The organism is Mangrovivirga halotolerans, from assembly GCF_026241165.1.
In the GTDB taxonomy this organism is placed as follows: domain Bacteria; phylum Bacteroidota; class Bacteroidia; order Cytophagales; family Cyclobacteriaceae; genus Mangrovivirga; species Mangrovivirga halotolerans.
This window is the reverse complement of sequence record NZ_JAPFQN010000014.1, coordinates 42889-57201: the sequence shown is the minus strand read 5'-3', so window position 1 is coordinate 57201 and position 14313 is coordinate 42889. Positions and strand designations below refer to the sequence as shown.

The following is a 14313-nucleotide window of genomic DNA, read 5'->3' as shown; positions in this document are numbered from 1 at the left end:
AAATGATGAACCATTCCTACTTCTCCTCGTTTCAGCAGGCAATATATTAAATATCTACTGGTAATAAAATTTCATCTATAGTGTGTACTACACCATTGGTTGCCTGGATATCTGTAGCGGTTACTGCTGCATCCGCATTATCAGGATCGTTATCTGTAATAGTAACATTTGATCCTATGTTAATAATAAAAGTACTTCCTTGAAGAGTCTCAGGAGTTAAACCGTCGGACAGATCAGAACTGTATACGCGGTTACCGAGAACATGATAAGTTAATACAGCTTCAAGGGTTCCATCATCAACACCAGCAGGTCCTTCTACACCTAATGCAGAATAAAGTGCATCAAATGCTGCGTTTGAGGGAGCGAATACAGTATAGTTGCCTTCTTGAGTGAATGTTTCAGCCAGGCCAGCTTCTGTAAGGGCTTCAACTAATCTTGTTAATCCTGCTTCTGAAGCAATCTCTGCTATGGTTCGGGTTTCTGGTACCATTACTGAATTAATAGCATGTACGACACCATTATCTGCCATTACATCTATTGCTATAATGTTTGCATTATCATTTAGGATGAGATTTGTTACGTCAACATCTATTGCCTGTCCATTTAAAGTAGGTAAATAACCATCAGATAGCATGTCAGAAGTGAATGCACCGTCAACTACATGATAAGTAAGTACTGCTGAAAGAAGATCTGTCGGGATATCCGAAATCTGAACATAACTAAGTTGACTTAACAGATTTACAAATGCATCATTTGTTGGGGCAAATACTGTTAACTCTCCACCGCTTAGAGCTTCTACTAATCCTGCTTGTTCAACTGCAACCGCAAGACTATCAAATCCGTTATAAACTGCCTGATCTACTATAGTTTTTGGAGGAAGAACAACACCGTCTATTACATGAATAACTCCATTTGTTCCAAGAATATTAGTTGTTGCAATATTTACAGGATCTTCATTATTCGCACCTTGTAGAGTTCCATTATCTGCGTCTACTGTTAATGGTTCGCCATTTAACATTGTAATATCTCCATTTGTAAGGTCAGAACTAAATGCATATCCTGATAAAACATGATAGGTTAATATATCAATTACCTCTGCATCTGAAAGCTCTGCTGCAACATCTGCTGTAATTCCGGAATTTTCAAAAGCTGTGTTAGTTGGAGCAAAAACAGTGAATTCTCCATTTCTAACTGCGTCTACTAAATCAACTCTTTGTAATAATGAAACGAGTACAGAAAAGTTTTCATCTCCTGCTGCAATGTCCACAATATTATCTGTAGGCGGCATAAGCACCATGTCTATTACGTGTATCACACCATTAGATGCTTCTACGTCAACAGCACTTATATTTGTGTTACCGTTAATTGTCAATGCTGAAGCATTAGGATATAATGCACTTCCCTGAAGTGTTGCTTCAGAATTCCCTAATTCTCCTGAATTTTTAGAGCTAGCTAAAATGTGATACTGCAGTACTGATTCAAGAGCTGCATCAGGAATCTCGGTTACATCTGCCCAGCCATTAGCATTTAAAAAAGCTGCAAAAGCATCATTGGTAGGGGCAAATACGGTCAAATCATTATTTTCATCAGTTAAGGCTCCATCCAGCCCAGCTTCTTCTGCCGCTGCAAGTAAAGAAGTGAAACCATTTTCCGCTGCTACTTCTGCCAAATTTTTATCTGGTTGAATGTTGACGGGATTATCATCGTCATCATCACACGCTGAAAGTGTGATTAAAAAGACACTGAGCAAGGCCAGGGTCATTTTCGTTAGTTTTAGTGATTTTAAGGTCTTCATAGTTTTTGCTGTTTTAATTTCAAACTTGTCTAAACAACTATTGTGGATAAATTTTGATTATCATTAATCCGTGAGTTGTAGGTATTTGGTCGTGAACTGTCAAATAGTCTGAGTAAATTGCATGGGGATATTTTTAAGTAGGGTTATAATATGAGGAAATATGCGATCGTAGACGTTGAAACCACCGGTGGATCTTCGATAGATAACAAGATTACAGAAATAGCTATTTATCTGAGTGACGGTACTCAGATTATCGATTCTTTCCATTCACTTGTTGATCCTGGTGTTCCTATACCTTCCTATATCACATCCATAACAGGGATAGACGAGGAGACTATCCATGGAGCTCCTTCTTTCTCAGATATTTCAGATGAAGTTATATCTATATTAAAGGATAGTATTTTTGTGGCCCACAATGTTAATTTTGATTATCACTTTGTGCGACAGGAATTAAAATCATCCGGATATCAATGGGATTCAAAAAAACTCTGTACTGTCAGGTATGCAAGAAAGATTTTTCCGGGTTTACAGTCTTACGGGCTTGGAAAATTGAGTGCTCATCTGGGTTATACTAATAAGGCCAGACACCGGGCATACGGTGATGCCTCTGTAACCGCTGATATATTGCATTTAATGATCTCAAAGGATAGCCTGGGGATAATGGAAAAATTGATAAGTCATGGAAGTGTGCATGGCTATATTCCTCCAAACCTTGATGAAAATGAATTTAAGAATTTGCCTGAAATGCCCGGAGTTTATTATTTCCATGATGGTAAGGGTAAAGCCTTGTATGTAGGAAAAGCTAAGAATATAAAAAAGCGAGTTAAATCTCACTTCTCAACCAGGTCTGGAAAACCTGAGCTTTCATTTTTAAATCAAATTCATCATCTTGATTATGATCTCTGTGGAAATGAATTGATTTCTTTGCTCCATGAAAATGAGAAGATCAAAAAGCTTTGGCCTCCGTTTAATCGTGCACAAAAATTTAACTCTAAGGTTTTTAGTTTAGTTAGTTATAAAGATGGAAGTTCTTACTTAAGGCATGGCGTTGCCCCAGGAAGAAAGCCTAATCTGCTTATGACTTTTAATTCTTTGATGGAGTCGAGAAATTATCTTTTTGGGGTTGCTAAAGAATATTCCTTATGCCCCAAATTACTTGGTTTGCAAAAAGTTAAAGGTAAATGTTCATGGGTAGATTCCGGAGAATGTGAGGGGGCCTGCGTAGGGGAAGAGTCTTTTGATGAGTATAACAAAAGGGTTGAAAAATGGCATTCTTCAATCACTTCATCCAATAGTGATTTTATTATTATCGGAGAGGGTAGAAATAGTGATGAAAAAGGATTTGTAGTGGTGATGAAAAACTTATACAAGGGGTATGGTTTCGCACCAACTGAAGTTAACATCATGGAAAAATGGGAAGAATATATTCAGCCCGGTATTCACGATGCTGACGTACAAAGAATTTTAAATCAATTCCTTAATCATAATTCCAGCGAGTATAATTTTCTTCCGTTTTAGTTCCTTGATAATTTGGACTAAACGCTTATCTTTGCCCTTATTAACTAACACTTGTTAGGCATGGAATTGTTACCGAGAGATATTTTTAATGAAGAGCATGCGCTTTTCAGAGATTCAGTAAAAGATTTTATAAATAGGGAAGTTGTTCCGTATAATGAGGAGTGGGAGAAGAATAAAATGGTCTCTCGTGAATCGTGGAAGAAATTTGGAGAAAATGGTTTTCTGGGAATCCAGGTACCTGAGGAGTATGGAGGTCTCGGTATTGATGATTTTCGTTATAATGCCATATTAATAGAAGAACTTTCAAGATCAGGATGTGCTGGACCGGCCATCGGATACCCACTTCATTCTGATATAGTATTACCTTATATTATTCACAATGGCTCTGAAGAACTCAAAAAGAGAGTTCTGCCTGAAATGCTTACCGGAGAAAAGATCAATGCCATTGCGATGACTGAACCGGGTGCAGGAAGTGATCTCAAATCAATGCGAACAACCGCAGTAGATAAAGGAGATCATTATTTGGTGAATGGAAGTAAAACTTTTATCACTAACGGTTATTTAGCTGATTACGTGGTTGTTGCAGTTAAGACTTCCCCTGAGCATGGTGCTAAGGGAATTAGTCTTATACTTGTAGAAGAGGGAATGGAAGGATTTAAAAAAGGAGTTCCTTTTCAAAAAGTCGGCTTACATGCACAGGATACTTGTGAATTGTTTTTTGAGGATGTCAAAGTCCCTAAAGAAAACCTGATTGGTGAAGAAGGAAAAGGGTTTCATTACCTTATGTCTGAGTTGCCACAGGAACGACTGGTGGTTGGCCTTAGTGCAGTAGCTGCTGCCGAGGCTGTTTATGAACAGACAGTTGAGTATACAAAACAACGAGAAGCTTTTGGAGGATCAATAAGTAAGCTGCAAACTATTAAGTTTAAACTTGCTGAAATGGCTTCCTCTTTAACAATGGCACGTGCCTTTGCTGATAAATGTTTGATGATGCACAATGAGGGTAAACTGGATACAGCTACAGCCTCAATGGCAAAGTATAAGTTAACTGATCTTCAGTGTGAAATAGCTGATGAATGTGTACAGCTTCATGGTGGATATGGTTATATGTGGGAATACCCTGTAGCACGAGCATGGGCAGATGCAAGGGTGCAGAGAATATATGCCGGAACAAATGAAATCATGAAGGAAATAATATCAAGAAAAATACTCGGTTAATATCTTGTTTTAATACAAAAAATTAATCGTTTATTTCCGATTGCCCATTTAAAAGAGCCCTTGCCCGGGGCTCTTTTTATTTTTACCTTACATGTAGAGCATGTCTTCTTTTTTCTTTTATTAAAAATTGTTTATTTGCTAGCTTAACAGCTATTGGAAATTAAATGCAACGTGCACTAACCGGATTTTTTATTTTTTTAATTTTTGCTGTAGTAATTACTTTTTTCCAGACTTTAACGCCTTTGTTTCTTCTGGAAAAACACAAAGTAATTTCTGCATTTCAATTTCTAGATCAAAAGTACCCTGCAATACATTTTCTGACTAATTATAATGCTTTAAAGAGTTTTTTTGATGGTCTGGACCTGTCTTCTCTTTTGAGAAATATAGAGTTAGATTTAAGTGAATACAGGGTAAAGAATTTTCTTTATGGCCAGGTTCTGTTTATGGTTCATAATTTATTTTGGATTCTGGTTATCGAACTTCCGGTAATATCATATATATCAGGATTTATTAACAAAAAGAAAAAGAAGAAACGATCAAAGAACGCCAAATCTGGTGACAAGGAAGTCGGTTTATCATACCGTTCTCCTGTTTATTACTGGTTAAAAGTGTTTGGCTTCCCGATCGGCTTTTTAACTATTTGCATTCTAATCAGCAATATGTTGATAGTGATTCAATCTGCTGGAAATCTGGAAAGTTCACCCGAAGATATAGAAATGAAAGCGCCTGTTTTAGTGCTTGGTACGAATAAATTTCTTAAAGATGGTGTCTCAAAAAATGCTTATTACGAAAACAGAATGGAGATGGCGGCTAGTCTTTATCGTACTGGTAAGGCCAGTTTTTTTATCCTTTCTGGAGACAATTCATCCAAAAGTTATAATGAACCAGCCTTAATGAGGCAATCACTAATGCAAAGAGGAGTTCCGGGAGAAATTATTGAGCTCGATTATGCCGGTAGAAATACGCTCGGTTCAGTAGTAAGACTTAAAGATCACAATGTCAAAGATGTAATCATTATTTCTCAGAAATTCCATTTAAGGAGAGCTATACCAATTGCTGAATATCATGGGTACAATGTAGTTGGATTAGAGGCAAAGGGAGGAATGACATTAAGAATGTTTGTGAGGGAACTGATTGCCAGATTTAAAGTCCATCTTGATCTTTACATATTTAATACCAAGCCGATTTACAGCGGAACCTTTTCAGGTCCTGATTTAAATATGAAACAGAATAAAAGTGATTATAATTTATTTGTTATTGTTGTTTTTGTCAATTTATTATCAATTTTGGCAACATCATTTGTAATCGGATATAGTTATTCAAATCGACTAAATAAAAGAAATGGCCGTAGCACCGGAAAAAATAATAGAAGAACTAAATAAGGGAACTTATCACCCGGTATATTTTTTACAGGGCGATGAACCTTTTTATATTGACCTGATTACTGAATATATTGAAAATAATGCCCTGGAAGAATCACAGAAAGGATTTAACCAGATGGTGTTTTATGGTAAAGATGTTGATGTTAATACAATAATCACCAATGCCGGTCGCTTTCCGATGATGTCAGATCGACAAGTGGTTATTGTGAAAGAAGCTCAGGATATTCCGGATCTTCAAAAAGAACAAGGAATTAAGTTGATGGAAAATTATATTAAAAATCCTCAGCCCAGTACTATTCTTGTTTTTGCTCATAAACATAAAACTCTTGATGGGAGAAAATCCCTTGCCAAAAGTCTGGACAAATATGCAACGTTAGTAAGCGTTAAAAAATTATACGATAACCAGGTTCCTGACTGGATTGAAAAGTATGTTTCGGGGAAGGGATATAAGATCAATCAGAAAGCGATGATCATGCTCGCTGATTTTATTGGTAATGATCTGAGCAGGCTAAGTAACGAAATAGATAAAATTCTAATAAATTTTAAAGATGGTGATACCATTGATGAAGATCATGTTCAGAAAAATGTAGGTATCAGTAAAGACTTTAATATTTTTGAATTACAAAAGGCATTATCTACGAGGAATGTAGTTAAGGCCAACAGAATTGTTCAGTATTTTGCAGCCAATTCTAAAAGTCATCCAATCATTCCTGCTTTGGCAGTACTGACAGGATACTATACTAAATTGCTTCAAATTCATCATAAACAGGCGTATAACGAGAAGGCTGTCGGTGGGGTGATTAAAATATTCAATCCATATGTTCAAAAAGAATATTTAGCAGCTGCAAAAAATTATCCACCACAAAAGGTGATTGAAAATCTCGGACACTTGTTTAAAGCAGACCTTGCTTCAAAAGGAGTAGGGGCAAGCATTGAAGAAAAAGAATTATGGAAGGAACTTGTTTATAAGCTAATGCATTAAAAGGCTTTTTTAAAAAGACAGGCTTTCTTTATTTTCATAAATCTGGTTATAGATCTTTTCATATAAAAGTTCCGGATTTAATGGCTTAGCAGCAAAGTCGTTCATGCCTGCTTCCAATACCTGCCTTTTTACTTCAGTCATAGCTGATGCTGTAAGGGCAATAATAGGCAAGCTTTGAAATTTGCGGTTATTCATTCCTCTGATTAATTTGGTAGCTTCAATGCCATCCATATCAGGCATTTGCAAGTCCATCAGAATAAGGTCATAATCATTTTTCTTACATTTTTCTAAAACTTCATTGCCGTCCTCAGCGGTATCAACCAAGGCATTCCATCGATTCAGATATTTCACAGCAATAAGCAGATTTACTTTATTGTCTTCAGCAACAAGGATTTTAGCTTTTCTAAGGTCTTTTTTGTCATCGTTGATATTAAGCCCTTCAGGTGCTAATTGTACATCGGACTTGCCAAATTCCAGAGTGAAGTGGAAATCTGCTCCTTTTCCTTTTTCGCTTTCCAGTTTCAGTTCACTTCCCTGAAGTTCTAATAGTTTTTTGCAAATTGAAAGACCAAGTCCGGTGCCGCCATACTTTCGGGTAGTTGAGCTTGAAGCCTGGCTGAAGCTTTCAAAGATCTTCTCCTGCTCTTCATCAGAGATACCAATTCCAGTGTCCTTGACCGAGAAATGTAATTTAATGTTGTCTTCTGTATCTTCATTTATTACTACAGAAATAGTTACTGACCCAGTCTGTGTAAATTTAATAGCATTGCTAATCAGGTTAGTTAATATTTGTGTTAACCTGGTACTATCGCCGACAACTACATCGGGTATATTATCTTCAAGATATAATATAAGTGGAAGATCTTTTTGATAGGCCTTTGTAGAAAGAGAACTTTTTACACCATTAATAACTGTTTTGATATTGAACGGAGCTTTTTCAAGTTCTATTTTTCCGGCGTCAATCTTATTAAAATCAAGGATGTCATTTATAATTGCAAGGAGGTTTTCACCACTGAATTTTAATATTTTTAAATCCTCTATTTGCTCTTTACTTGGATTAGCGTTGAGTAGAAGATTAGAAATGCCTATCACCGCATTTAATGGAGTTCTTATTTCATGGCTCATGGTAGAAAGGAATTGAGCTTTTGAAATAGATGCCTGTTCTGCTTTATCTTTTGCTTCGAGAATTTCTCTTTCGTATTGTTTTCTTTGTGTTATATCCCTGATAAACACACTAAAAATAAATTCACCATAATAGTTTACCGGAGAAATAGATAATTCCGATTCAATATTATAACCTGATTTATGGATAGAATTCATCTCAATTCTCAGGTTATGAGAATTGATTGGATATTGATCCATAATTTTAACCAGGGGTTCTCCCGAGCTTTTTTTAGTAATTTCAATATCAGGTAAAATCGTTTCATTGACCTGCTTGCCCAAAATATCTTCTTTGGAATAACCCAGAAGGATTTCTGCTTGTTTATTCCATTCCATTATAACTCCGGAGCCATTGAATATTACTACAGCATCCATCGCAGATCCGATGATCTGTGCAAGGCGTTGTTCACTGTCTTTTAATGCTGATTCTACCTTTTTACGTTCTGCAATCTCTTCATTCAGCCTGTTGTTTACAGCCTCCAGGTTGCCTACCTTTTCGATAAGTAAATTCTGAATATGCTTCTTGCTTAGCATACTCAACTGTTGTTCATTAAGTGCCTGTTGTGGGATTACAACCACTACGTCTTGAAAGGTATCAAGTAAGCGGTAATTGTCAGCCATGAAATTGTATACCCCCTGGAAAATTTCTGAAGCTGTTTTCTTACCCGCTGAAGTTGTGAGTTCAGAATAAATAGATTCGGTAAAAGACTTTAATTTCCCTATAATTTTTTTTGACCTGTCTGCTTTGAGAGATTTTTTATCAGATATTAAGCTCTCAATAAATTCAGTAGCTTTAGTGATCTGATTTTTGCCTTGCGAATCTATTTGTGAGGCACTATTTGTGATTATTTTTTGAAGGAAAAGAATGCACAATAATTTTTCCTGAATAAGTTTTTCTTCAAATAGTAAACTCATTTCAGGTGAGTTACTGATATTCGGAAAACGTTCACAAAAATCTTTTCGGAAATTCTCTTTATCTGTTTCAGTGGTATATTTAGGACCACTCAGAATATTTCTTTCAAAAAGTAAATAAAGTCCGGGTAAGAAATTCTTTTTATGTTCAGGATCTAACTTGTTTATTTCTCTGATCCTTTCCTTTAAAAGAGAATCTGATTCAATATCTTCAACATTATAAACGAGATAACTTACAAATCGGCTGATCTGCTCATCTCCAAAGGAGGGAGTATTATTAAAGTTACTCTTGTTTCTGAATATTTTCTTTAGACGCTTTAACAATTATTAATGATTTAAAAAATTGCCTTCTACAATAATAGAAATAATTATTTATAGTTTACAGACTAAATATTATTGATTACTGTTCAATCTTACATAAAACCAGATTTAATTGAATTTTTAAGATGTTGGAAATATTCTTTATTCATTTTGTTTTATCCCAACAAAATAATTCAGAATTTTAACTGTTATAAAAATAAAACTAATAGCTTCATATGCATAGAATAAAAGTCTTTTTCGGACTTCTGATTTTTTTTGCGATAAATTTTTCAATTTTCTCTCAGCAAACATTGTTTTTTACTGATGACAATGGTCCGCTACTGCAAGCAATTTCTCTATATAATAGTGGGAAATACAATGCTAGTAGAAGCCAGCTTGAAAATTACCTTGAAACCTCACCAGAGGATAACAATTTGATGGAAGCCAAGTATTACCTGGCGATGAGTGCTATTAAACTTTATCATGATGATGGTGAATATCTTTTGAGGCAATTTACCAACCGATATCCTGGACACCCATTAGCAAACCAGGCATTTATAGAACTAGGAGACTACTATTATCGTTCAGGCACTTATAATAAGGCAATCGAGTATTTTAAACGAGCAGATCTTACCAAACTAAGCAGATCTACTGCAATTGAAACCAGGTTTAGATTAGCTTACTCTTATTTTAATGAGCAACGGTTCGATGAAGCCTTAAGTCAATTCGGGTTTTTAAAAAATTCTTCCAATCCGTATACATATGCAGCTCATTATTATAGTGGATATATTCATTACCGCAATAAAAACTACAATGAAGCATTAAATGAATTCCGACAAGCAGAGGCTGGTGATTCATATAAAGAAATCGTCCCATCTCTTATCGCTTTGTCTTACTACGAAACTGAAAGATATGATGAGTTAATAGAGTATGGAGAACAGATCAATCAATCGGGAAGAAGGATTCGTAATGCATCTGATTTCTATCTCTCAATGGCTGAAGCTTATTTTTTTACAGACAGAAAAGAAGAAGCTTTAGTTTATTATGATAAATTTATTTCTTCCAATAGGGGAAAAGTGGATGAAAGGATCGCACTAAGAATTGGTATTTCTAATTATGAAGCAGGAAATTTTGAAACAGCTGTAAACAGGCTTCGACCATTGGCATTGACCGAAGGTGAGGTGGGTCAAAGGGCTTCATTCTTTTTAGGGTTGTGCTATCTGGAATCTGGAAATAAATCGTATGCTCCAGCTCCATTAAAGAAAGCTTCGGAGATGGATTTTGACGATAAAATTAAAAAAGAATCCTTGTTACTGTATTCAAAGCTAAGCCTGGAATTAGGCAATTTTAATGACGCTATTTCAGGTCTGGAATCATATAAAGATACATATCCTGAGGATGCAAACCGTAATAATGTAAATGACTGGTTAAGCCAGGCATATTTATACAACAATAATTACCAGGCGGCCTATAATCATTTAATAAACACTAATCTCAATACCTATCAACTAAAAGAGGTCTTCCAAAGGGTCACTTATAATCTAGGTGCTGAATCGTTTAATAAAAAAGAGGTTGATAAAGCTGTTAGATATCTTAATGAATCTCTGGAGGTGAATGTAAATGAAAATCTAACTGCGAAAGCCTCATATTTAAAAGGTGAAATTCTGGTTTTGAATGAACAATATTCTGAAGCTGTAAATGCTTATGCCAGAGTATTCAGATTAGAAAATGATAATTCAGAGCTTTTCCTTAATGCACGGTATGGTATTGGATATGCCTATTTCAATAATAAAGAATACGATAAGGCAATTCCTCACTTCAGGATTTATTCGAATTTAACTGGTGAGACGGAAGCTGAAAAAAGAAAAATAGCAGATGCTACATTAAGATTAGGAGATTCTTATTATGTAACTAAACAGTATTCGCAAGCTGTAAATTCCTATCAGGGATACCTGTCAAGATCTACTGTAAATGCAGACTATGCAACTTTCCAATTAGCTGCTTCTCAATGGCTTTCCGGTAATGATCAGGCAGCGGTTCAATCTCTGACAAAATTGGTGAGAAATTACCCGAACAGTGTATATAGAGAAGATGCAGCGTTCCAGATCGGAACTATTCTGTTTGAAGGAGGAAAATATCAGGAAGCGATCGATGCCTTTTCTCGGTTTTTATCCGGAGCTACCAAAAAGGAGTTAATAGTTGAAGCACATGTTAAAAGAGCACTTGCTGCTACTAACTTGCAAAATTATGACATGGCAATAAAGGATTATAAAACAGCAGTGAGTAACTATTCAACTTATCCAAGTGCCTATAATGCATTGCTGGGATTACAGGACCTTCTTGCAAGAACCGACCGTTCTGAAGAATTCAATAAGTATTTGGAGATTTACAGAGATACTAACCCTGAAAATAAACAACTGCTTACAGTTCGTTATGAAAGTGCCAAGTCATTGCTTTATGCAGGTAAATATGATGAAGCGGTAAAATCCTTCAATGAGATTATTAACGAATACGATGGGACAACAGAGGCTTACGAATCTCAGTATTTAAAAGCTGAAGCCTTTAGGTACAGTGGAAAATCTACTGAAGCGATTCGGGCTTATCGCCAAGTTATTGAGCAGAACAAAACAAATAAAGTTAACAGAGCCAGGCAGAAAATTGGTGATCTTCAACAGAGCGAAGGTAACTGGGAAGAGGCAATCGTGGCTTATACAAAACTTGAACAAGATGCTGTTAACAAGCGTCAGAAATACGATGCAGTCGAAGGGTTAATGATAGCATATTATAATTCCGGTCAATATGAAAGAGCTATTGAATATGCTCAAAAAGCTGTTGAGATCGGCTCTCCTAAACCATCAAGTGCAACAATGGCGGCTACCTATAAAGGAAAAGCTTTACTTGGTAAAGGGGATACGACTACTGCAATTCAGGTATTTGACAATGTGATAGCTAATGCTTCCGACGAATATGCTGCGGAATCTATGTATCGAAAGGGGGAGATCCTTCATGCTCAGAAAGAATACGAAAAAAGCAATGAGATACTCTATGAATTTATCAACAAATTCGGGTCTTATGATTACTGGCTGGGTAGAAGCTTTATTCTTATTTCTGATAACTTCATAGCAATGGATGAAATGTTACAGGCGGAAGCTACATTAAAATCAGTAATGGAAAATGCTACCAATGAAGAGATCATAGAGATGGCAAAAGAAAAACTTGATGAGCTAAAAGGCATCGAAAAACAGATTGTAGAGAAAAATTATATTGATACAGACAGTATAAAATAGACTTTTTATGAATATTAAATTCATTCCAATATACATATTCTTACTTTTTACCTCTGTTACTATAACAGCCCAGGACGGAGATAAGAAAAATGATAAACCTGAAAAAGCGGATAGCATTGATCCGACTAATATCGTTATAGAAAAGAATAAGGAGCTTACCGTTCCAAAAGCATCCAAGATTTTTGTAACCGCTGAAGAGTCTGAGGCTGATAAAAAAGACTTAAAAGTTAATTACACTATTCCAAAGCTTGAGATAAAACAATTGCCTGCCTTAATTCCAATAAGGCCATTACGGATTAATACGGAACCTATTGAAAAGCTATACGGTAATTTTGTGAAAGCTGGGTTTGGTAATTATGCCACTCCTTATTTGAAAATATTAGTTAACAATAAACGTAGCGAAAACCTGATACTGGGAGCCAGGGTATTTCATAATAGTTCAGGTAAAGGGCCGGAACCATATGATGAAAATGCAGCTTTCGGGAATACAGACATTGAGCTGAGTGGTAAATATATGGATAATGGATTGCAGGTAGGAGGAACTCTAATTGGTAGTCTTGATAAATATCATTATTACGGTTATGATCCTTCTCTTGAAGTTGATAAAAAAGATATTACACAAAAATACAAAAATATAGGTCTTGAAATTGACTTCGGGACTTACCAGGAAACTAAAGATTTTAATTACAACTTCACAACAAGAGCAAACAGGTTCTGGTCTGACTTTGAAGACTCTGAAACCCAGGTCGGTCTTGAAGGACATGCAGATTGGCATGTTAATGATGAACAAAATTTACAGATTGATCTCGAATTATGGCACAGTAGTTTAAAGGATACAACCCGGACAGATAAAAGAAATCTTTTTCAGTTTACTCCTTCATACTACTTTCACTGGAATGATTTCAGGATAAGAGCAGGTGTGACGGTAGCGTATGAAGATGATACCATAAGCGATAATCAAAAAGATCTCAGGTTTTTCCCTCAGTTATTTGCCGAATATGACCTTCAGGAGATGATCAGTGTGTATGCAGGTATTTCCGGAGGTATTAATAAGCAAACCTATAAAGGATATGTTGCCGACAATCCTTATCTGGGCTCTAATCTCGATATAAGACAGGAAATAAAAACCTTTGAATTTGATGGAGGTATCAGGGGACAGAACAAAAATTATGCTTATAGTGTAGGATTCAGAGCAGGTAGCTATTTAAATATGGGCTTTTTCAACAATAGTGCAGCGGATACATCAAAATTTGAGATAGTATATAACAATGATGCTGTGGCTGTATTTAATTTCTATGCTAACGGAAGATATCAATTTAACGAAAATGGCAATATCCAGTTATCAATGGATGTTTTTAATTACGGTTTGGATGAATTGCTGGGGGCATGGCATAAACCTACCTATAAATTTGACCTTGTAGCACAATATAACTTTTATGATAAACTTCATGTGGGTTTGGGTGCTTACTACATGGGACAGATCGAGGCCTTAAATCCGGCTCAGGATGATATAGTGCAGTTGGATAATATACTTGATCTGAATGCTCAAATATCCTATCTGTTTTCTCCAAGATTCAGCATTTTTTTAGAAGGGTATAATTTATTGAATAATGATTATGAACGTTATTTAAATTACCGTAACAAGAAAGTGCAATTCCTTGCTGGTCTGACTTATAGCTTTTAATTAAGCCTAAATACTTGATTTGGGTTAAAAAAGTGTTTACTTTAGGTTTTTGAGGTATAATTTATTTAAATTAA

The 14313-nt window shown here is 35.7% G+C and carries 8 protein-coding genes; 6 read left to right on the top strand and 2 right to left on the bottom strand.

Annotated elements, in window-relative coordinates:
* Positions 1–46: 46 nt before the first annotated feature.
* Positions 47–1795 carry a fasciclin domain-containing protein gene (locus OO013_RS19690; RefSeq protein WP_266058809.1) on the bottom strand — a complete coding sequence of 583 codons (1749 nt, stop codon included), beginning with the start codon at positions 1793–1795 and terminating at the stop codon, positions 47–49.
* Positions 1796–1945: 150 nt separating this feature from the next.
* Here OO013_RS19690 and OO013_RS19685 point away from each other — a divergent pair, with 150 nt between their 5' ends.
* The 4 genes from OO013_RS19685 (at position 1946) to holA (ending at position 6895) form a co-directional block, all read left to right on the top strand.
* Entirely contained in the window at positions 1946–3313 is a 1368-nt protein-coding gene (locus OO013_RS19685; protein WP_266058808.1) for an exonuclease domain-containing protein, read from the top strand.
* A 60-nt stretch (positions 3314–3373) separates the two neighbouring features.
* On the top strand, positions 3374–4531 hold the full coding sequence (locus OO013_RS19680; RefSeq protein WP_266058807.1) for an acyl-CoA dehydrogenase family protein: 1158 nt from the start codon (positions 3374–3376) through the stop codon (positions 4529–4531).
* 164 nt (positions 4532–4695) lie between these two features.
* Positions 4696–5913: a SanA/YdcF family protein gene (locus OO013_RS19675; RefSeq protein ID WP_266058803.1), complete on the top strand. Its 1218-nt coding sequence runs from the start codon at positions 4696–4698 to the stop codon at positions 5911–5913.
* On the top strand, positions 5873–6895 hold the full coding sequence (gene holA, locus OO013_RS19670; protein ID WP_266058802.1) for a DNA polymerase III subunit delta: 1023 nt from the start codon (positions 5873–5875) through the stop codon (positions 6893–6895). Before OO013_RS19675 ends, holA begins: the two co-directional genes overlap by 41 nt.
* Before the next feature lie 9 nt (positions 6896–6904).
* On the opposite strand, the gene OO013_RS19665 is transcribed toward holA, so the two are convergent.
* On the bottom strand, positions 6905–9292 hold the full coding sequence (locus OO013_RS19665; RefSeq protein WP_266058801.1) for a PAS domain-containing hybrid sensor histidine kinase/response regulator: 2388 nt from the start codon (positions 9290–9292) through the stop codon (positions 6905–6907).
* Between the two features lie 212 nt (positions 9293–9504).
* On the opposite strand from OO013_RS19665, the gene OO013_RS19660 reads away from it, so the two are divergent.
* Together OO013_RS19660 and OO013_RS19655 are read left to right on the top strand one after the other, a co-directional pair.
* A complete protein-coding gene (locus OO013_RS19660) occupies positions 9505–12555 on the top strand; it encodes a tetratricopeptide repeat protein (RefSeq protein WP_266058799.1) in 3051 nt (1016 codons plus the stop codon).
* A 7-nt stretch (positions 12556–12562) separates the two neighbouring features.
* Positions 12563–14239, top strand: a complete 1677-nt coding sequence (locus OO013_RS19655) for a TonB-dependent receptor (protein WP_266058798.1) — start codon at positions 12563–12565, stop codon at positions 14237–14239.
* Positions 14240–14313: the final 74 nt, after the last annotated feature.

Coding starts and splice junctions, on each gene's coding strand:
- OO013_RS19690 (WP_266058809.1), bottom strand. CDS start 1,795: ATGAAGACCTTAAAATCACTAAAACTAACGAAAATGACCCTGGCCTTG.
- OO013_RS19685 (WP_266058808.1), top strand. CDS start 1,946: ATGAGGAAATATGCGATCGTAGACGTTGAAACCACCGGTGGATCTTCG.
- OO013_RS19680 (WP_266058807.1), top strand. CDS start 3,374: ATGGAATTGTTACCGAGAGATATTTTTAATGAAGAGCATGCGCTTTTC.
- OO013_RS19675 (WP_266058803.1), top strand. CDS start 4,696: ATGCAACGTGCACTAACCGGATTTTTTATTTTTTTAATTTTTGCTGTA.
- holA (WP_266058802.1), top strand. CDS start 5,873: ATGGCCGTAGCACCGGAAAAAATAATAGAAGAACTAAATAAGGGAACT.
- OO013_RS19660 (WP_266058799.1), top strand. CDS start 9,505: ATGCATAGAATAAAAGTCTTTTTCGGACTTCTGATTTTTTTTGCGATA.
- OO013_RS19655 (WP_266058798.1), top strand. CDS start 12,563: ATGAATATTAAATTCATTCCAATATACATATTCTTACTTTTTACCTCT.